Origin of the sequence: uncultured Chitinophaga sp. (assembly GCF_902168175.1) — a bacterium.
Classification (GTDB): Bacteria; Bacteroidota; Bacteroidia; order Chitinophagales; family Chitinophagaceae; genus Chitinophaga.
In genome coordinates this window covers 44935-67215 of the sequence record NZ_CABHOU010000016.1, presented here as the reverse complement: position 1 = coordinate 67215, position 22281 = coordinate 44935, and the positions used below count along the sequence as shown (strand labels likewise).

Sequence of the window (22281 nt, the reverse complement as noted above, 5' to 3'; positions counted from 1 at the left end):
CCAGTGCTTATTCATGGAACGTACTTTCTTTCCGCGGCCCGGGTTACACTACACAGCTGTTCTTCGATAAAAGTACTTTGGGTATTAAAGAATGGGGTGGTAACGCTGCTGCCCTTACTACGAATGCCGGTAATCCCTGGTACAAAGTGGTGTTAACGCATGGAGATATGAATATCGCGAACGGTGCTGTCATCTTCGGTGGTAAAACACATGACGCCAGTACAGAAATAATGCAGGATGCGGCAATGCTTTTCTGGGATAATGCCAATAAAAGACTGGGGATAGGTACGAATGCGCCAAATAGTACTTTAGAAGTGGATGGATCTATCGCCGAATCGCTCACAATTGTGAACAGTAGTACTACCCTGAATGCAACAATGAGTACGGTGGTAGTAAGGCGTACGGGATCTGGTACGGCAAATATAACGGTAACGTTCCCATTGGCCAGTACATGTCCGGGCAGGATATATACCATTATTAAAGATTATACCGGCGGCGTGAGCGGAAACCTCACGTTTGCATTCACCAGTCCCGATAACCCAGGTTTCTCTAAGACTTATGGAAACGCTACAGGCGTAATAAGATTTATGTCTGTAGGCACAAAATGGGCGAGAATTGGTTACGAAGACAACAGTGTGTTCTAAGTGTAAAGAATTTGACTATGAAAAGAATTTTACCGGTTATACTCTTGTTGTTTATATGTGCGAAGCATACATTTGCCCAGCAGGGAATTTACATTCCTGCTGATGGTAAGGTGTGTCTTACAGGGATATTACCGGTAAGCTTTTACCAGGATACGCGGAATGAAGGGCTGCTGGGTTCCAACTCCGGCGCGGTACTTTACTTTTTCGGTAAACAATGGACAAATGGATCTGCCGCCACGCTTACGCACGGTACCGGTTCGGGAGGTGTATTCCGCTTCGCCGGTAACAACCCTGTAAATACTTCCATTGGCCGCCAGTTGTTATATGGCGGTTATAATACAGCATCCGCATCCGGTGCAAGCTTTCCAAATTTAACGGTAGATAATTCAGACGGTATTGAGCTGGGTGATCTGAACGATACTAAAATCCGTACGAACCTTCATTTCAGCAACGGCAACATCTATCTCAACGGATGGAACCTTGTGGTTGGCAACAACAATGCAGGAATCATCACCGGTTATAACGAACATCGTTTTGTTGTAACCGGCGCCGATGTGGCGGGTGGTTTTCTTATCAGGGAAAAACTGGATAGAGATGCTGGTAAAGTCGTATTTCCGATTGGTACCGATGCCGGCAGTTATTCGCCCGCAGCGGTGGAATATGCAGGCACGCCTGACGATTTCCGGGCGCGTGTATTCGAAAACGTTTACCAGCTGGCTACCTCTGGCGCCGCGATGTTAGATACATTCGTATATAAAACCTGGAACATTGGTCGCAATAACGGCGGCACCAGTGGTGCTAACCTTACGTTTCAGCATATGAACAGTGCAGAACTGCCGGACTATGTGGCCAACCGCGGCAACAGTATCGTTAACCGGTTTTCGAATAACAGCTGGAGGGAAATGTCTTTTACGCAGTTAACAACAACTGATGGTGAGCTTTCGACTTCCGCCCGTATGTTAAATGCCACTTCTCACACGCAGGCGCCCGTAGCCACTTTAGGTAATAACGAGTTCTTCTCTAAATCCACAACTAAGGCAATACCGGGCAAACAGGTAATGTTTATCCGCTTCTACGCACAACGTATTGCAGATGCCCTGGTGGAAACATTCTGGACTACAGGACAGGAGAGGAATGTGGCCTACTTTGTACTGGAGCGTAAGCTGGAAACCGAATCGGTTTATAAAGACATTGTCCGGCAAAATACCCAGGCACTTAACGGTAACAGCCGCGCCAATCTTAACTATTACTTCCTGGATAACAACAGCTTTGATGGCTGGAGTTACTATAGGGTGAGAGTGGTATTGCGTAATGGAAACGTGGAATACTCTGAAATACGCGCGGTGCCGCCGAACAAGAAAGTCGATATCTTCCCGAACCCGAACTATGGACAGTTTAAGATCAGGGTACAGGGTTACCGTACGCCGATGATACTGCACCTCACCAACGTTTGGGGGCAGGTGGTACGCGAATACCGCATCAATTCAGAAACTGTACTGGATGTTACCAATATTGCGGCAGCTACTTACTTCGTGGTACTGTATGAAGAGAATTCGCACCGTATTGCTTTCCGTGGTAAGGTGTTGGTACTTAAATAATTGATATGAATGCCTGAACCGGTAAACGGCCATCGCCGTTAAAAGTTACAGGCACAGGTGAAAGTTTATTCCGGTTATTATGCCTATTTTTAGCGCACAGTAACCGGAATCTTTTTACACCAATGCTCAAATACCTCAGCCTGTGCCTGCTTGCATGCATGGTCGCTATTACAGCGATTGGGCAAGTGGTGCCCGGCGCCCCCGGAACCGCCTGTACTAATATCGGGCAAAATCCTTCTACAGCATTCCCCGTATGCGGAACAAAAGTGTTCGGGCAGAATACGGTGCCCGCCTGTGGAGGTAACCAGGTATTTGGTGCTTCCTGCGGCAGTATTGTACTCGACGACCGCTTTCCTTACTGGTATAAATTTACCTGCTTCGAACCCGGTACCCTGGGTTTCGTTATCACCCCCAATGATATTACCGACGACTACGACTGGCAATTATGGGACGTTACAGGCCGTAATGTGAATGATGTATATGTGAATAATAATAAGATGTTTCTTGCCTGTAACTGGTCGGGCGAAGGTGGCGCCACCGGAACTTCTTCTGCAGGCTCCAATGTAAATGTTTGCGACGGCATGGGCCGCCCGCTGTTCAGCGCTATGCCTAAACTGATAAAAGGTCACGAATACCTGCTGCTGATCAGTCACTTTACCCCTTCGCAAAGTGGTTACCAGTTGGAATTTAAGGGAGGTACTGCCAGTATTACGGATACGCTGCAACCCCGCTTAAAACAGGCCGCTTATAACTGCGGCCCCTACACCGTAACACTGAAGCTGAACAAAAAAATGCAATGTAGCACCCTGGCGGCTGATGGTAGCGATTTCTATATCGCTTCCGGTGCGGCCAACATAATCGGTGCTTCGTCAGTTTGTTCGGGTTTCGATATGGATTCGGTGGTGCTGCAACTGGACCGTCCTTTACCTGCGGGCACCCACTCCGTAGTGGTGAAGTTGGGTACCGACAACAACACGATCCTCGATATTTGCGGTAGTGGTCTTCCCGTTGCCAGTGCAATGAATTTTGTAGTGTTACTTCCCGCACCCGTACCGTACGATAGTATTGCGCCCATAGGCTGTTCCCCTAACAGTATTAAAGTTGTTTTCCGGGATGCGATTCGTTGTAGTTCAGTAGCACCCAATGGCAGCGATTTTCAGCTGATGGGTCCCGCTGGCGTATGGATAACGGGCGTTACCACCTCCTGTGCGAATGGTCTCACTAAAGAAATAATACTGAACCTGAATGCCCCGGTAAACATCGCAGCAGGTTTTACCCTCACACTGGTGCGCGGCACTGATAATAATACTTTATTGAGTGAATGCCATATAGAAACGCCCCCGGGTGGCGTAGAAGCCTTTAATACCCTGCCGCCGGTAAATGCAGACTTCACCTATAATGTAACACTTGCCTGCAGCGGCAACGGCGTAGCCTTTATGCACGACGGCAACAACTTTACCGATACCTGGCACTGGTTTGTTGACGGACAACTCGCCAACTCGGTGCAAAACCCCAGTATCATCTTTGCCGGCGGGGCTCCCAAACATATAGAACTGGCTGTAACTAATGGCCTTTGTTTCGATACGGCTACCGCCGACATCACGTTCGCCAACCACCAGGTAGCCGATTTTACGATGATGCGCGACCTGCTGTGCCCCGAAGACTTTGGGATGTTTTTCGATAAAAGTCAGGGTAACATTATTTCCCGCCGCTGGGAGTTCGGTAACGGCAGTACAAGTAACCAGCTGAATCCGCCCCCTCAGATGTACCGTCAGCGTATAATGGCCGAACAGCGCGTACCCGTGCTGCTCATTACCGAAAACGATTACACCTGCCTCGATACTGCCATTCAATATATAACCCTCGTAAGCAGTTGTTACACCGACGTGCCCACCGCCTTTACACCGAACGGCGACGGACAAAACGATTTCCTTTACCCGCTGAGCGGTTATAAGTCCAAGGACCTCGACTTTCGCGTATTTAACCGCGCCGGTAACCAGGTATTCCATTCTACCAACTGGACCCATAAATGGGATGGCACCATTAACGGCCGAAAAGCAGACGTGGGCACCTACGCCTGGATGCTGCGGTACACCAATAAGGAGACCGGACAGCAGTATTTCCTCAAAGGCACCAGCGTATTGATCAGATAGTCAGGTGTATGTAAAACACTTTACCATTCCCCCTCTATTTTTTGCCAATTGTCCGGAATAGAATAAATTCCGTTGCTAAGTGGTTAAAATACGGTTTGCCTATGCCGTCTTATATGGATACTTTTATCGACCACTACCAGAAAACGCAAAAAAAATTTGAATATGAAAATAATTGTCGGGTTGACACTAATGATGTCAGTATTGACCTTCGGCGCTTTCGCCCAGGACTATCCCATAAAGCCTGTACCCTTTACTTCCGTTAAAGTAACGGACAATTTCTGGGCACCCAGGATTATGAGGAACTACAAAGTAACCATTCCAATTGCACTCGAACAGTGCTACAAGACAGGCCGCGTGGACAACTTCCTGATTGCCGGTAAACTGAAGGAAGGCAAATTCTTAACCGAATATCCTTTCGATGACACGGATATCTACAAAATATTGGAAGGTGCCAGCTACTCGCTGCAAACTTATCCCGATAAAAAGCTGGAAGCCCAGCTGGATACCCTTATCTATTATATTACCAAAGCGCAGGAGCCCGATGGTTACCTGTTTACCAACCGCACTATTGCCAAAGACTCTGGCCGTTTGCACGCCTGGGTAGGTAAAGCCCGCTGGGAGAAAGATCCGGACCTGAGCCACGAACTGTATAACTGCGGTCACCTGTACGAAGCGGCTGTTGCGCACTACCAGGCTACCGGTAAACGTAGCCTGCTCGACGTAGCGACTAAAAACGCTGATCTTGTTTATAAAGACTTCGTAGTAGACGGTCTTAAATACTACCCTGGTCACCAGATCATCGAAATGGGGCTGGTAAAACTGTACCGCGCTACCAACAACAAAAAATACCTCGACCTCGCTAAATATTTCCTCGACATCCGTAAAGGTGGCAGCGAGTATAGCCAGTCGCAGCAGCCGGTAACCGAGCAGACAAAAGCAGTGGGTCACGCTGTGCGCGCCACTTATATGTATAGCGGTATGGCAGACGTTGCTGCACTTACAGGCGATAAAAAATATGTACACGCCATCGACACCATCTGGCATGATGTGGTAGATCATAAACTTTACCTCACCGGCGGTATTGGTGCAGAAGGTGGTCACGAAGGTTTTGGACCCGACTACTCACTGCCTAACATGAGCGCCTACAACGAAACCTGCGCATCTATCGGTAACATCTACTGGAACTACCGCCTGTTTTTATTACATGGCGATTCTAAATATTATGATGTACTGGAGCAGGTGTTGTATAACGGTATGATCTCCGGCGTATCCGCCAAAGGCGACCGTTTCTTTTATCCTAACCCGCTGGAATCTATGGGTCAGCATGGCAGGAGCGAGTGGTTCGGTTGCGCATGCTGTCCGAGCAACGTATGCCGCTTCATTCCATCTGTACCAGGTTATGTATATGCAACAGGTAAAGATCGTATTTACGTGAACCTTTATATCCAGAGCACCTCTGAAATTGCACTTGGTAAAAACAAAATAAAACTCGCGCAGCAAACTAACTATCCATGGGATGGCAATGTAACCTTCAACGTAGATCCTGCTACTGCAGGCACCTTCGATGTAGCCGTTCGTATCCCTGCCTGGTTAAGCGATGCTCCTTTGCCTGGTGGCCTGTACAGCTATGAAACACCGGAAAAGAAACAATACACTATCACCGTAAATGGTAAAAAGGCCGAATTCAAACAGGAAAACGGTTATGCTGTCATCAAAAGAAACTGGAAAAAGGGTGATAAAATAGCGGTAGACTTCCCGATGGAAGTACGTTATGTAAAAGCCGACGAGAAAGTAAAAGCGGATAAAAATAAAGCCGCCCTGCAACGTGGTCCGATCGTTTACTGCTTCGAATGGCCCGACAATAACAATATCGAAGTACGCCACCTGCTGCTCAACGAATCTAATCCTGCTACTATTCAATACGATGCGCAATTGCTGAACGGTCTTAACCTGGTTAAAACCACGGCGATGACGCAGGAAATTACAGCAGATAATAAAGTGGTGGACAAGCAGGCGACCGTTACCGCAATCCCTTATTACGCCTGGGCTAACCGCGGCGCTGGTGATATGACCGTTTGGGTGGCAGATAAACCAGGTGGTGTGGTTAAGCTGAAACCAGCTACTGTTGCATCTAAAAGCAAGGTGTCCGGTTCGCACAGAACTAAAACCATGAAATCCATCAACGACCAACTGGAACCTTCTGCCTCTAACGATGCTTCTGTTCCTTACTACCATTGGTGGCCAATGAAAGATACCACACAGTGGGTACAATACGATTTCGAGAAAATGGCTAATGTGTCTGGCGTAGAAGTGTATTGGTACGATGATAGTCCTTGGGGCGGATGCCGTGTGCCTGCTTCCTGGAAAGTACTGTACAAAGACACGCAGGGCGAATGGAAAGAAGTAAAAGCCAAAACCGCTTACCCAAGCGTAAAAGATAAATTCAACACCTTAGACTTTGATGCGATACAAACTTCAGCTCTCAGGCTGGAAGTGAAGTTGCCGAAAGATCATGCTTCCGGCATCTACGAGTGGAAGGTAAAAGAATAAGATAGTTTTAGTACCTATTAATTACATGACGAGGGCTGTGCTTTTGCGCGGCCCTTTTTTTGTCGCCGTCCGCCACATTGCATAAACATCCCGGAAGCACTATATTCGCGTATACTTTCAGAGGAAACGTCATGCAAATACTTAATCGTTTAGCCGCATTGCTGCCGGCATTGTTTATGAGTTTAGCCATACAGGCGCAGCAAAAAGTGAACATCATTCCCAGGCCTTCGGAAATAACGGAGAAGCCGGGTTTCTTCCTTTTAACAGACAAAGTACAGATTGAGTCTGGGTACCCGGATGCTTATGGTACCGCAAAGCTACTTGGCAGTGAAACCGGTATTCCATGCAGGGTGTTGTCGAAATCGGGCATCAGGGAAACGAAGAACAGGATACTGTTCGAAAAGGTAAGTGAGAAAAAGATGAACAGCGAGGCGTACCGTCTGCAGATAACGCCCGACAACATCCGTATAACCAGCAGTTCGCCCACCGGCGCTATTTATGGTATGCAAACACTGTTGCAGATCATCCGCACCCAGCCCGATCCTAAAAAGCTGCCCTGTGTTGAGATCAACGATCATCCGCGTTTTGCTTACCGCGGTATGCACCTCGACGTATCGCGCCACTTTTACCCGGTAACGTTTGTGAAAAAGTACCTCGATCTGATGGCCCTTTATAAGATGAACACCTTTCACTGGCACCTTACTGATGGCGCCGGCTGGAGGCTCGAAATAAGGAAATATCCCGAACTGACAAAGAAGGCCGCCTGGCGTACGGCCCTCACCTGGAAAGAATGGTGGCGTGGCAGTGGTTTGAAGAAATATGCCGAAGAAGGTGCGCCTAATGCCTACGGCGGTTACTACACACAGGAAGATGCGAAGGAGATCGTAGCGTACGCGCAAGCGCGTGGCATCACCGTTATCCCTGAAATAGAAATGCCGGGCCACTCTGAAGAAGTAAATGCCGCTTACCCACAACTTTCCTGTGCCGGCGCGCCTTATCAAAGCTCTGACCTGTGTTTGGGCAACGATTCTACTTTCACTTTTCTTGAAGATGTGCTGAAAGAAACGATGGCGATCTTTCCCTCTAAATACATTCACATTGGTGGTGATGAAGCGTCTAAACGTTCATGGAAAGAGTGCCCTAAGTGCCAGAAGCGCATTGCAGACGAGCATCTGAAGAATGTGGATGAATTACAGAGTTATGGTATCCGCCGCATGGAAAAGTTTCTCATAGCCAACAATCGTAAATTGTTGGGTTGGGATGAAATACTCGAAGGTGGCCTCGCTCCAGAGGCCACTGTAATGAGCTGGCGGGGTGAGAAAGGCGGCATTACTGCCGCTTCTGAAGGCCACGATGTAGTGATGACGCCTGGTGCCTATTGCTACTTCGACGCCTACCAGGCCGACCCGGTAACGCAACCCGAAGCCATCAGCGGTTACCTGCCGCTCTCGAAAGTTTACAGCTACGAACCGGTACCCAAAGAACTGGACGCTTCTAAAGCCCACCACGTATTGGGGGCCCAGGCCAACGTTTGGACAGAATACATGCCTAATACCGATCACGTGGAATACATGGTGTTCCCCCGTATGCTGGCCCTGGCCGAAGTAGTTTGGTCGGATAAAGGCAAAAAAGACTGGTTCGATTTTAAGGAACGCCTGCAGGCGCATTACCTACTGCTGCAAAGGATGAACGTAAATTATTACCGCCCTTCTTACCAGCTGCAGATCAAAACGCAGTTTAATTATAGCGGCGGTAAAGCGACGGTGTCGTTCGACAGCGAGCAGTACCTGCCGGTTATTCGTTACACGCTGAACGATAGCATGCCTACCGCATCGTCCCAGGTTTACAGCGGCCCCTTCGATGTTACGGGCTCTGCGAAAGTAAAGGCAGCCATATTTAAAGATTCCGCCCGTATGGGACCGGTGGCTTCGCTTCCGGTAGACTTTCATAAAGCACTTGGTAAAAAGGTTTCCTATAATAAACCTTACAGCACGGGATATGTGGCGCAAAAAGACAGCACGCTCACCAATGGCTACCGTGGTACGCTCACTTATTCGGACGGTCAGTGGCAGGGTTTTTTACAAACGCTGGACGTGATCATAGATATGGAGAAGGTAGAAACGCTGAACAGCCTCTCTGTGAACTTTATGCAATTGACCGGCCCCGGTGTATACATGCCGCCGTATCTCGAAGTATCACTTTCTGAAGATGGAAAGGAATATACACCGCTGCCAAAGGCGGAGAATGATGTGCCGGCAACGCAGGCATCTCTTACGTTCAAAGACTTTATCGTAAACCTGAAAGGCAAAAAGGCCCGGTACATCCGTGTATTTGCGCCTAACCAAAAGGGTTTCCTGTTCGCCGATGAGATAATAGTGTACTAGCAGGTCAAAAAATGTAATTACAACGCCCCGGTGGTTTGCCCGCCGGGGCGTTTGTGATTTGTGGCTTAACATTATAGTAATATTACAAGGATACATTTGTATTGTTATGAACTACATTATAGCAGTCGGTGTATTCCAGTCGCTGATGGCGATGGCGGTTTTATGGGGCAGTAAGCAAAAACGCCCGGCAGACAACCTGTTGCTCTGGCTGGTGGCTTGCGTGTTTACCCATCTTACCTTTAAATTTATCATTTTTACTTCCGTAGAGTACGAGGAGATAAAGCGCCAGCTCGTGACGTTTATTGGTTTGGCTTATGGCCCGTTGCTGTGGATGTACGCGCGTAAAGTGCACGACCACCACTACCAGCCGGCCCGTCACTGGTACGTGTTGCTGCCCTCTTCGCTGGCCGCGTTCTGGTATATGTTTATCGTGGTGTTTATTATGATTACAGGCAAGGTGCCGCATCCGCTGATTGACGCCTATAACAATGCAATGGTTTTCTGCACGATCGCTTTTGGGGGTTTTGCGCTATTGGCGCTGCGTATTTCGAGGAAGGTGCCGGATTTCTGGAGTATGGAGAAAAAACTGCTACAGCATATTTCGGTGTTGTTCCTGGTGTTGCCGGCTTCCGCGTTGGTGCTGACGTATGGGTTTGATCTGTTTCATATTGATGGCGCTCCTTATGCCATCTTATACCGCAGCATCGTTTACGCTATGCTCGTACTGATGGTGTTACGCGTGGCGCATTACAAGTTGAGCATGCACCACCTGATGACCCGGCCGGTTACCCATGAAGAAATAGCAGCCCACGCAGAACCGGAGCCGATGCCCGCGCCAACGCCGGAGCTGGTGTTGGTGGTAGATGGAGAGATCATCACCGACGACCGGTGTGCTAAAAAGCACCAGGCGCAGCAGGATATTATGCAAAAGCTGGAAGAAAAAATGCAGCAGGAGAAATTGTATCGTGATGCCGACCTCACCCTGGAAAAACTCTCCGCCAACCTCGGCCTTTCCCGCAACCACATTTCTGAAGTATTGAACCAGTTTGCCGGCAAATCATTCTATCAATATATAAATGAGTACCGTGTAAGAGAGGTGATCCGCTCCCTGGATAAATGCCGTTCGGGTTCCGTGATTCCTAACCTGCTGCTGCTGGCATACGATGCAGGTTTTAAATCAAAGTCCTCCTTCAACCTTTATTTTAAAAAAATAACCCACCATACGCCTTCTGAATACCTGCGGCAGGAGCAGTTTCCATTAGTCCCAAAGGATAGTCTGGCCTGATTGGTAACGTTTCCTTAATACAGTCTAACTGCTTGAAAATCAAAATATGTGAGTGCGAATAGATCGGGAAAAGGGGCGAGAAGTGCGGGAGTGTACACCCGGTCGACCGGCATCGGTAAGCGCGGCAACTTTGCAGAAAAAAACACTGGTATGAGTAATTGTTTACTTTTCAGGTTGATGCAAAAAATGCCGGTAGCAGGTTTACTACTGTTGCCAACACTGGCCGGCGCACAGGTAATTAAAGGCACCATTACGGGCGAAGGCGGATCGTTGCCGGGTGCCACCGTAAGTATTGCCAACACGAAAAAAGGCGTAGCCACCGATCTCTATGGACAGTTTACGCTCGATGCACAACAAACGGGGAAAGTCACCCTTAAAATAACTTACACGGGTTTTAAGGTAAAGGAAATGGAGCTGGACGTTAAGGCCGGTTTAAACAACCTCGGCGCGCTGGAACTTCAACCCGCCAGCGGTCAGTTGGGCGAAGTGGTGGTAAATGGCACCATGGCCCCTTCGCAAATCAAAGCCCTCAGTATTAAGAAAAATGCCCTCGGCATCATGGAAGTAATGGCCGCCGATGCCATTGGTAAACTGCCGGACCGTAACGCTGCCGAGGCTGTACAACGTATGCAGGGTGTGGCAGTAGCCCGCTATCATGGTGAGGCCGATGCTGCTACCGTACGTGGTACGCCGTTCGCCTGGACATCCACCTTATTTAACGGCACGCGTATGCCCAGCGCTTCCGTAACCGGTAGCCGAGCGTCGGTACTGGACGCGGTGCCCTCGGAAATGATCCAGTATGTACAAGTGTCTAAAGCTATTACGCCGGATATTGAAGGCGATGCCATTGGCGGATCTATCAACTTCATCACCCGCACCGCACCTGCGAAAAGGCAATTGAACGTGAGCGCTGCCGGTGGTTATAACAGCTTTTCTAAAGATGGTACGTATAACGGCTCGCTTGTTTACGGCGACCGCTTTTTTAAGGGCAAACTCGGTGTAATGCTCGCAGGTGCCATCTGGGACAGGCAATGGGGTACCGACTCTTACGACGTTTCGTACAATACGGGTTCTACCAACACTACCCAGCAAAAGTCGATCAACTCCGTAATGTTCAAACGTTATATGGGTAAACGCCAGACCTACGGCTCTAACCTGGGACTCGAATATAAATTCAATGCCAGCCATAAATTATTCTTCCGCGGACTGCTGGACAAGTTCAATGACATCCGCCCGGTATACGAATCGTATGTAGATTTTACGAATAAGCGTTATCAGTATAACTATCGTTACTCTCATTACCAGACTACCCTCAACAGCTTTGAGTTAGGTGGAGAGCATCAGCTGGGCAAACGCCTGCAGGCCGATTGGAGTGTGTCAGATCATGAGTCGAAGTTCTTCCTGGAAACTCCGCCCACAAATGGTTTTAAGGGATTACCGATTGCAACCTTCCGCCAGCGCATTACGGGCGGTATTAATGGTTTGGCATCCGATGGTATGAAATACTGGTACTTCGATTCGCCCGATGGTACAGGCGATGACCCGATGCGTTTTAACGCCAACCTCACCGATCCCAACGAGAAAATGGACCCGGCGAAACTGACTTTACAGCAGCTGGTTATTTCGAAATTGGATACGAAGGAACATGATAAAGTAGCGCAGGCAAACTTTAAATTTACAGTGAACGAAAAGTTATCGGTTAAAGTGGGGGCGAAGTACCGTCATAAAGATAGAGAAGGGTCGTTTGGCGCAAACAAGGTGTTTATTCCGAATGCTGCGCTGGGCGTACCTAATTCTCCCGCATTACTTACTCTCTCGCAACTGCAAACAGAAAGTTTTCCGAATAAAGGTTCTTTCTTTGGTAACCTGGATGGTGATTACAGCCAGTACGTAATGAACCCGCTAACCAAAGATCAATTGTTCAGGTTGTACGATACAGCCGCTTTGCGTGCTAATGGAATGCGCGATGTGTCGCCTGCCTCCAACGCCAGTTCTTATTATGAAGGATATGAGTCGGTAACGGCTGGTTATGTAATGGCCGAGTATAACGTTACACCTAAACTTAAAATGGTAGCCGGTGTTCGTAATGAATACACCCACCTGGAACTGAACAGTACGAAAGTAACTACCGATGCTTCGGGTGTTAAAGTAACACCACAAACCGTTAATAACAATTACAACGCGTTGTTGCCGATGGTACACCTTAAGTATGCGCTGAACGAGCAGGCTAACCTGCGCGCAGCATACACGCGTACTTTCGTTCGCCCTAATTTTCCTGATCTGAGTCCGGGCGAAACGGCCGATCTTACTAAAACACCTGCAACGATCACCAAAGGTAACCCGTCGCTGAAGCCTACCTTTTCCAATAACTTCGATGTAATGGGAGAGTATTATTTCTCTAACATCGGTTTAATATCTGGTGGTGTATTTTATAAGCAGATTAAAGATGTGATCTTCACCGATCGTTCGATGGAAACGATAGAAGGTACCAGCTACCTGATGTCGCAGCCCAAGAACCTGCAGGACGCTTCACTGGTGGGTGCCGAAGCGGGTATCAGCAAGCGTTTGAGCTTCCTGCCTGGCTTATTTAGCGGTTTTGGTGTGGAGTTTAACTACACTTATATCCACTCCGAAGTGAAAGTGCCGAGATTACTGAACGGTGCAACGGTGACAGAAAAAGCAAGTTTGCCGAACCAGTCTAAAAACCTTTTCAACGCTATCCTCTTTTACGAACGTAATGGTGTAATGGTACGCCTGGCTGGTAACTACAGGGGCAAATCGCTCGAAACTATTAACCAGCAGTTAGGCCCCGATTTCTACATCTGGACCGACAAGAACTTTACGCTCGATGCCTCGGCTACTGCCAGCATTACCAAACGTATTAAAGTATTCGTAGAGCTTAATAACCTCACCAATGAGCCGCTGCGCACTTATATGGGCGACAAGCGCCGTATCACCATGCTGGAAAGTTATGGGTTGCGCGGACAGGCAGGCCTCCGTTGGGACATCATCAAATAATCATCATCTTATAAAAAACAATTACCATGAAGAATATCATTCTCCTGGCCCTGGCCGCTATGCCCCTACTGGCAACGGCGCAGGTTGCCGACAGCAGCAAACGTTTAGTTAAACTGGAAGGCGGCGTTAATTTCCGCGACCTGGGCGGTTATAAAACCACCAACGGTAAAACAGTGAAGTGGGGTAAAATGTACCGCTCGGCCGACATCAGCAAACTTACCGATACCGATATGCAAAAGCTGGCGGCCAGCCACATCAACACCGTAATCGATCTGCGCGAAACAAAAGAAGCACAGAAAGCGCCCGATCGCTTATTGCCTTACGCTGACTATACCCTTTGCGCTGCCTCCGAAGATGTAGGTGATTTTATGAGCATGCTCAAGTACACCAAAAGCGGCGATTCGCTGATGACTTCTTTCTACGGAAAAATTGACCATTACGAAGTAAAGTACAAACCTATGTTCCAGAAACTGCTGGACATGCAGGACACTTCGGCCCTGGTGTTTCATTGCTCTGCGGGGAAAGACCGTACCGGTGTAGGCGCAGCGCTGATCCTTACTGCGCTGGGTGTTCCTTATAAAACGGTCGAAAACGACTACCTGGCCTCCGCTGTATACCGCAAAGAAGCGAACAAGGCGATGACACAAATGATGGTGAAACAGTACGGGCTGGACGAGAAAATGGTGAACGACATGATGGGCGTAAAGCCAGCCTACCTGGAGGCCTCATTCAATGCTATCCGCAAACAGTACGGTTCGGTAGATGCATTTTTTAAACAGGTATTAGGCCTGGGCGATGCAGAACTGAAGCAGCTTCGCGCTAAATACACAATGTAAAGCAGTTTGTTTATATTTCAGAAAGATGGCGTTGCCCGGCTGGGTGACGCCATCTTCTGTTTATCCCGGGAATTTTTGGAATCTGGGTTTATTTATTATTTTAAGGTTATCATATCAACCAAAGGGAACTAATTACTCGTCACTTTTTTACTTTTATCGCGGTTTTTAATTTTTAAACTGTTGTTTAAAATGCATAGGGTATCTGAACTAAGGAATAACAGTGAGGCTGCATTCGAAAGCATCTTTGTGGAATACCGCTATCCACTATTTAATTTCCTGTACAGGAAAATTGAATCGGAATATTATGCAAAAGAAGTAGTGCAGCTCACCTTTATTAAACTCTGGCGCTTCCGTCACCACCTCGATCCGAACGTAGACATTGCCATTCAGCTTTTTAGAATTGCCAAAACTACTTTGATTGACGAGTTACGGAAAATACAGGTGCGCGAAAAACATTACCATGCCTATACCATGGGGCCCGCCGCATCGGAAGAGGTAATGAACCAGGTAACTTATAACGATACGAAAGCCCGGCTCCATAAGCTGCTGGACCTGCTGCCACCCAAACGTCGCGAGGTGTTTGAGTTGAGCCGCATCCATAGCCGCAGCACCAGCGAAATAGCCGAAATTTTATCCATCTCTCCCAAAACTGTAGAAAACCATTTAACCCTCGCTATCCGTTTCATCCGCCCATTTTTTAGTTTTGTTTTAATAATATTTGCTAATCTTGTAATGCCTTAACAGGCGTTTTAATGAGAGATGAGCATTTATACAACGATGACTCCAAAAGAGCAAAAGAGATCGCTGCACTGCAAAGCCGTCTTAAAGATAAGTCGTTGGATATAGAGGAATATCTTTCCGAGGATGAATGGAAACAATACCTCGATTCCAACGATGCCGGCCGTAATAACGAACTCCCCGACGATACTTACCGCCCGGTTTATAAAGCCTCTGTTCTCAAAACCAAACGCGCACAAAACTTCTATAAAGGATTCGGTATCATACTGTTGTTGTGTATTTGCGGAAGCGCGTTCTACTTCCTGTACCGCAATACACTTCCCCGCCCTGCACAGATGGCCGCATATGATCATCTAAATGAATCTAAAGGTACCGAACGGATAAACCTGCCGGATGGTACGCAGGTATTATTATTTGCCAACAGTAAAATTTACTACGCCGATAATTATAACGATACCTCCCGCGACATCTACCTCGAGGGTAGCGCGGAATTCCAGGTATTTAAAGACGATCGCAAACCGCTTACGGTGTATTGCCGCAATATAGCCACCACGGCCCTCGGTACCAGGTTTAGGGTAGATGGCTGGGGCGAAAATGCTTTTGTACACCTGTACGAAGGAAAGGTACGGGTGAGAGATACGGCTAATACGGTACAACCTGCATACCCGTTACCGGGCGAAGCACTGGCCTATCGCATTGATGAAAAACGCTTTGTAGCGGTAGATATCAATGGTGTGCCACTGGTAAAGCAGGTAGTAGCTTCGCGTATGATAAAGAAGAAAATTGCTTTGCCAAGAAAGGTGACCGATCCCGTTAACCATAAAACATACCTCAATTTCCAGAACCAGGCCCTCAGCGATATGTTCGACTACCTTGCGGTGCAGTATAATGTGGAAATACGGTATCCAACTGACGTGGCGCTCGCCACTAATATGCTCGTATCGGTTGATGCCGGCCAGCCAGTACACCTGATGCTGCAAAATATTTGTCGCACTATCGGTATGAAAGTCAAGGCTTCCGGCGATTCTTTGTACATCATTTCAAAATAATTTTAGTCCGCATTAGGGGCAACTGAGTTTGTAAAACGTATTCAGATTGTGTTTCTTAAAATTCAATCTGCTGATATGCTTACAATGCTACCGCGTTGGGGGAGGCTTTTCTTCCTTTCCCTGTTCCTTATGCTAAATACTGGCGTGTTTGCCCAGGAGCAAACAGCCACCGTTGAAGGCGTGGTTACCGACGAGCAGGGCGTTCCCCTGCCTTTCGTGTCGGTGCTGGCCCGCAACACGCTCACTAAAAAATCATTCCCGGCCATTTCCGATTCACTCGGAAGGTTCCGGTTCGCTAACGTGCCCACAGTAGGTACTTATGCTTTCGACTTCTCCTCCTACGGTTACCAGAAACGTTCGGTTACGGGGTATGTGGTGAAAAGCGGTGTGCCTAATTCCGTAATGGTGAGTCTCACTATCGACGAAAGTAAACTGTCGGAAGTAGTGGTAGTGGGTTATGGTACCCAGAAGAAAGTAAATCTTACGGGTGCGGTAAACCAGATTTCCGGTGATGAGCTGCGCGATCGCCCTGCCACCAATATCTCCTCGCTGTTGCAGGGCGTTATGCCCAATCTAACTATCCGTGTGGCGAGTGGCACGCCTGGCCAAATGGGCTCCCTTAACATCCGTGGTGTTACTTCTATCGATGGTAGTAATGGCGGCGCTGTATCTGGTGGTCCATTGGTACTGATCGATGGTATTCCGGGTACGCTCGACCGGCTTAACCCGGAAGAGGTGCAGTCTATTTCCGTTTTAAAAGATGCGGCTTCTGCTGCGATATATGGTGCCCGTGGCTCTTTTGGTGTGGTTTTGATCACCACTAAAAGTGGTACTGCGGGTAAAACAGTGGTGCGTTATAACAATTCTTTCTCGTTTTCGACGCCTACGGTTAGTACCGATTTTATGACTAAGGGTTACGACTGGATGAGCCTGAACGACCGCGCACTGTATTACATTGGCGGTTACTCCGGGTATACAGAACGCGATTATGCAGAACTGCTGGCGCGTCGTAACGATAAAACGGAAGACCCTTCGCGTCCATGGGTAACTATCCAGAACCGTAACGGGCAGGACCAGTATGTGTATTATGGCAACTACGACTGGTGGGACATTATGTTCACCAAATGGCAGCCTATGCAAACGCATAACATTTCGTTAAGCGGCGGTAACGATAAAGTGAACTTCATGATTAACGGTAACCTGAAAACCAAGGATGGTATTACCCGCATCAACACTGATAAATACAGTTCCAAAACACTGCGTGCCAAAATAGGCGCTCAATTGTACCCGTGGTTGAAAGTGTCTTCGAACACTAACTTCTATCATTCCAATTATTCCTATCACGGCCGCGAAGGCGGTGGTACGGCTAACTTCACGCACATCAACGTGCATGCCTCACCTGCTTACGCGCCGTATAATCCCGACGGTACCGCCAGTTACATTACTGGTTTAAACGCCTACGATATTGGTGACGGTATTTTTGCCATGATGTTAAATGGTAACAGTAAGGGCGTGGATCGTAAGTTTGAACTGACTTCGATTAATGAAGTGGTGATCACGCCACTCAAGAACCTGAATATTACGGCTAACTACAGCTACAATATGTACACCGACCCTAACTTTTACCGTGCTGCTCCAGCTTATTACTCACTATATCCAGGTGTAGTAACGATGACGCCGAAGTATAGTACAGATAAGTTGACGGAAACGCAGCAGTTTAACCAGGTGCATGTGGCTAACGTGTATGCCGATTACCTGAAGTCGTTTAACAACGCCCATAATTTCAAACTTGTAGTGGGGTATAACCAGGAGTTAAGCCGTCCAAAGAGAATTACAGCGGCACGTATGAATATTTCTTCCGAAGATCTGAATGACCTTGCCCTGGGTACCGGTGAACAAACTGTTGGTGGTGGTAGCAGCGAATATGCGTTGATGGGTCTTTTTTACCGCCTCACCTACGATTACAAAAGTAAATACCTGTTTGAAGCGAATGGCCGTTACGATGGTACCTCCCGTTTTCCTAAAGGCGGCCGCTGGGGTTTCTTTCCCTCTTTTTCTGCAGGATGGCGTGCGAGCGAAGAGAAGTTCTTTTTACCACTTAAAGGAATTGTCAGCGATCTGAAATTACGCGGTTCGTATGGTTCGCTGGGTAACCAGGCTATTGGTGGGCAATACCCATACATTTCTACGATGAATCCCGGTACGGCTTCTTATATATTAGATGGCGAACTGTCGAAGTACTACGGTGCTCCGGCTCCGGTATCGGGCAGTCTTACATGGGAAAAAGTTACCTCCTACAACGCCGGTATCGATGTTGCGTTCCTGCGTAACCGCCTGAACTTTAGCTTCGATCGTTATATCCGTAATACCAGTGACGTACTTACTAATGGTATTGCCCTACCCGATGTATTTGGTGCTGCAGAGCCCCTGGTAAACGCCGCTTCCTTACGTACAGAGGGTTTTGAACTTACTGCCGAATGGCGTGACAGGTTTAAACTGGCGGGCAAAAACTTTAACTACAATATTGGCGGTGTGCTGGGCGATAACCGTTCCCGCATCACTAAAGTGGTAAACAATTCTAATTCTGCGGCCATTATTACCGGCCTGTATGTTGGTAAAAATGTAGGCGAGATATGGGGATATGTAACGGATGGTTTCTTCAAAACGGATGCGGAAGCAAAAACCTATCCTGTTGACCAGACATGGTTGAACAAAATGCGTGTAGACAATAACATCCCGCTCCGCGCTGGCGATCTTCGCTGGGTAGATCTGGACGGCGATGGTAAAATCACCAATGGTAACGGCAGCTCCCTCGCCAACCCAGGCGACCAGCGAGTGGTAGGTAACTCTACGCCCCGTTTCCAGTATTCCTTTAACGTGGGTGCCGACTGGAATGGTTTCGACTTCACTACACTCTTCCAGGGTTTAGGTAAAATGGACTGGTACCCCGGTAATAATGCCGACCGTTTCTGGGGGCCTTATTCAAGGCCGTACTTCTCCTTTATTCCTGCAGACTTTGAGAAAGACGTTTATTCACCAACGAACCAAAACGCTTACTTCCCGAACCTGCTTGCATACGTGGCGCTGAATGCCAACAACGAATTGCGTGCTACTAATAACCGTTACATGCAAGATCTGGCTTACCTGCGCCTCAAGAACATGACGCTCGGTTACAGCCTGCCCGCCCATCTCACAAGGCGCGCAAAAATCGAACGCTTCAGGGTGTTTGTCAGCGGCGAAAATATGTGGACCTGGACTAAACTCCGCTCCAAATACATCGATCCGGAGCAGGCTATGTCGAACATCGACGGACGTGTGTATCCATTTTCCAAAACTTATGCCTTTGGCTTTGATGTTACCTTCTAAAACCTGTAGCCATGATGAGTATGAAAAAAATTAGAATAATAGGGATGCTGGCGGCTGCGGCTGTACTTACATCATCCTGTGGTAAAGACTTCCTGGAGCGATATCCTACATCATCTGTATCGCCACCCACCTTCTTTGCCAATGAAGCAGATTTTAAAACTTATACGAACCAGTTTTATACCTACTTCCCTGCGGCAGATTACCTGTACAGCGAAGGAGCCGATAATATCGCTAAATCCTCTGTAGACAGGGAAGTGGCGGGTACAAGGCTTATTCCGCTTACAGACGGGAAATGGAGCTTTTCACAACTGCGCAGTATCAACTTTTTGCTGAACAGCGAAAACGTAAAGAACTATCGCGATGTGGCGGTGCGTGATAAATACGTGGCTCTGGCCCGTTTCTTCCGTGCTTACTTCTACTTCACCAAGGTGCAGTATTTTGGTGATGTACCGTTCTATAATGTAGTGATTGAAACCAACGACCAGGCTAACCTGTACAAAGCCCGCGATCCAAGAACGCTGGTAATGGACTCCGTACTGGCCGATATTAACTTTGCAGTAGAAAAACTCGATGCCACTAAAAGTGTAGAGCGTGTAACCAAATGGACAGCGCTGGCGCTTAAATCGCGTATTTGCCTGTACGAAGGTACCTGGCGTAAATATCATACAGAAATGTCATTGCCCGATGCCGATAAGTGGCTGAACGAATGTGTATCGGCTTCGGAGCAACTGATGCAGGGCGGTATATACAAAGTGTACACTAAAATCGATGGTCCTTCTAAAAAGGCTTACCAGGATTTATTTGCTACGCTTAAAATTGATGGAGTGGCGGATGAAGTGATACTGGGCCGTCGTTATTCAAATGAGCTGAACCTGAAACACAACCTGCAGTTCTACACAACTGCCCGTTCGCAGGGTAAACCCGGCCTGGAGAAACGTTTGGTTAACAGTTACCTGATGAAAGACGGTACCCGTTTTACAGACATCCCAGGCTACGAAACCATGCAGTTTTACGATGAGGTGCAGAACCGTGACCCGCGCCTGGCACAAACCATCCGCACACCCGGTTACATGCGTATTGGCGGTACACAGGTGTTGGCGCCCGACTTTGAGTCTTCCATGACCGGCTATCAGCCTATCAAATGGATGAACATCGCTACTTACGATGGAAACAGCCAGTCTATCAATGATATGATCATTTTCCGTTTCGGAGAAACATTGCTGAACTATGCAGAGGCTAAAGCAGAATTAAATACCATTTCACAGGCAGATATTGACCTTTCGATTAAACTGCTGCGCGACCGTGCAGGCATGCCTAATCTCGATGTGGTAGCGGCAAACGCAAACCCCGATCCTTACCAGGCAGCTTTGTACCCTAATGTGGCAGGTGCCAATAAAGGCCTTATCCTCGAAATAAGAAGAGAGCGCAGGGTAGAACTCGTAATGGAAAGCAACTTCCGTTGGGACGATTTGATGCGTTGGAAAGAAGGTCAGTTGTTAACTACTGCATACAGGGGAATGTACTTCCCCGGCGCAGGTTTCTATGACCTGGACCGCAACGGTACCAATGATGTAGAAATATATGCAGGTACGAAACCACCGGCTACTGGTCCTTACCAGTTACCTGTTACCGATTTGACGAATGGTAACAGCGGTAATGTACTCACGAACAAAGGTGTGGTAAAGGTTTTTGATGAAACCAAAGACTACCTCTGGCCCCTGCCTACACAAGACATCACCCTTAATCCTAAACTGGAACAAAATCCTTTCTGGAAATGATGAACAATGCTAAAAGTATAATGGTGGCGGCGTTATTGCTGCTGGCCTGCAATAAAGATCCTTATCTGCCTAATACACCACCTGCTTATGTGGAGTTGGGCAGCAGCGATGCCACCTACGGAAATAATAACGATGCCGAGCCCAAAATGGCTACCATCAAATACATGACCTACAACATTCACGCAGCAAACCCGCCGGGCGCGCCAGGTACGGTGGATATAAACGCCATTGCCAATGTGATCATACAGGCCAATCCGGATGTGTTGTTTCTGCAGGAAGTGGATAAAGGAACTAACAGGAATGGTTATACAGGTGATATGGCAAAAGAGATTGCGGCGCTGGTGAAAATGAACTATTCGTTTTATTCTTCTATTGCTTACATGCGTGGGTTTTATGGGATCGCCATCCTCAGTAAGTATCCGCTGAAAAATAACAGGAAGTACATGCTGCCCAAAGCAAATGCTACGGACGAGCAGCGCGTACTGGGTATTGCTACCGTTGATCTTCCTGGTGTTGATTCACTGACGCTTGCGGTAACACACCTGCAGCATACAGCTGGCGGTGGACGCCTGGCGCAGATCAACGAAGTGATCTCTCATCTTTCTAAAACTTCCGATCGCATACTGATCGGCGGCGATTTAAATGAGAACCCTTCAGCTACCGATTTTTTTAACGTGTTTGACGGCGCCTTTACCCGCACCTGCGTTGGTGTGAACTGTCCGAATACTTCCAGCGCGCAGAACCCAACCGTGATCATTGATCACCTGGGGTTCCGTCCTTCGAACGCATTCGGTATTCTATCACACAACGTTATCCAGGAACGTGTTGCCTCGGATCATCTGCCGGTGATAGCGGAATTAAAGTTTAACCGATAAACAACAA

At 47.9% G+C, this 22281-nt stretch carries 13 protein-coding genes; all 13 read left to right on the top strand.

Annotation, left to right across the window (positions count from 1 at the left end; genetic code table 11):
- Positions 1 to 644: hypothetical protein (locus tag QZT80_RS01935; RefSeq protein WP_295117059.1), on the top strand; the 644-nt coding region annotated here is incomplete at its 5' end.
- A gap of 17 nt (positions 645 to 661) precedes the next feature.
- Positions 662 to 2242 carry a T9SS type A sorting domain-containing protein gene (locus tag QZT80_RS01930; protein WP_295117057.1) on the top strand — a complete coding sequence of 527 codons (1581 nt, stop codon included), beginning with the start codon at positions 662 to 664 and terminating at the stop codon, positions 2240 to 2242.
- Positions 2243 to 2364: 122 nt separating this feature from the next.
- Positions 2365 to 4395 carry a gliding motility-associated C-terminal domain-containing protein gene (locus tag QZT80_RS01925; RefSeq protein WP_295117055.1) on the top strand — a complete coding sequence of 677 codons (2031 nt, stop codon included), beginning with the start codon at positions 2365 to 2367 and terminating at the stop codon, positions 4393 to 4395.
- 162 nt (positions 4396 to 4557) lie between these two features.
- Positions 4558 to 6945, top strand: coding sequence for a glycoside hydrolase family 127 protein (locus QZT80_RS01920; RefSeq protein WP_295117053.1), 2388 nt, complete (start codon positions 4558 to 4560; stop codon positions 6943 to 6945).
- Between the two features lie 131 nt (positions 6946 to 7076).
- Complete coding sequence (locus QZT80_RS01915) at positions 7077 to 9329, top strand: family 20 glycosylhydrolase (protein ID WP_295117051.1); 2253 nt, start codon at positions 7077 to 7079, stop codon at positions 9327 to 9329.
- A gap of 106 nt (positions 9330 to 9435) precedes the next feature.
- Entirely contained in the window at positions 9436 to 10614 is a 1179-nt protein-coding gene (locus QZT80_RS01910) for a helix-turn-helix domain-containing protein (RefSeq protein ID WP_295117049.1), read from the top strand.
- A 150-nt stretch (positions 10615 to 10764) separates the two neighbouring features.
- The gene (locus QZT80_RS01905) at positions 10765 to 13632 is read left to right on the top strand and encodes a TonB-dependent receptor (RefSeq protein WP_295117047.1); all 2868 of its coding nucleotides are present in this window, start codon (positions 10765 to 10767) and stop codon (positions 13630 to 13632) included.
- Between the two features lie 26 nt (positions 13633 to 13658).
- Entirely contained in the window at positions 13659 to 14468 is an 810-nt protein-coding gene (locus tag QZT80_RS01900) for a tyrosine-protein phosphatase (protein WP_295117045.1), read from the top strand.
- 189 nt (positions 14469 to 14657) lie between these two features.
- Positions 14658 to 15209 carry a sigma-70 family RNA polymerase sigma factor gene (locus tag QZT80_RS01895; protein WP_295117044.1) on the top strand — a complete coding sequence of 184 codons (552 nt, stop codon included), beginning with the start codon at positions 14658 to 14660 and terminating at the stop codon, positions 15207 to 15209.
- Between the two features lie 11 nt (positions 15210 to 15220).
- Positions 15221 to 16255: a FecR domain-containing protein gene (locus QZT80_RS01890; RefSeq protein ID WP_295117042.1), complete on the top strand. Its 1035-nt coding sequence runs from the start codon at positions 15221 to 15223 to the stop codon at positions 16253 to 16255.
- A gap of 75 nt (positions 16256 to 16330) precedes the next feature.
- A complete protein-coding gene (locus tag QZT80_RS01885) occupies positions 16331 to 19621 on the top strand; it encodes a TonB-dependent receptor (RefSeq protein ID WP_295117040.1) in 3291 nt (1096 codons plus the stop codon).
- Positions 19622 to 19632: 11 nt separating this feature from the next.
- Positions 19633 to 21399, top strand: a complete 1767-nt coding sequence (locus tag QZT80_RS01880; protein WP_295117038.1) for a RagB/SusD family nutrient uptake outer membrane protein — start codon at positions 19633 to 19635, stop codon at positions 21397 to 21399.
- Positions 21396 to 22274, top strand: a complete 879-nt coding sequence (locus tag QZT80_RS01875) for an endonuclease/exonuclease/phosphatase family protein (protein WP_295117036.1) — start codon at positions 21396 to 21398, stop codon at positions 22272 to 22274. Before QZT80_RS01880 ends, QZT80_RS01875 begins: the two co-directional genes overlap by 4 nt.
- Positions 22275 to 22281: the final 7 nt, after the last annotated feature.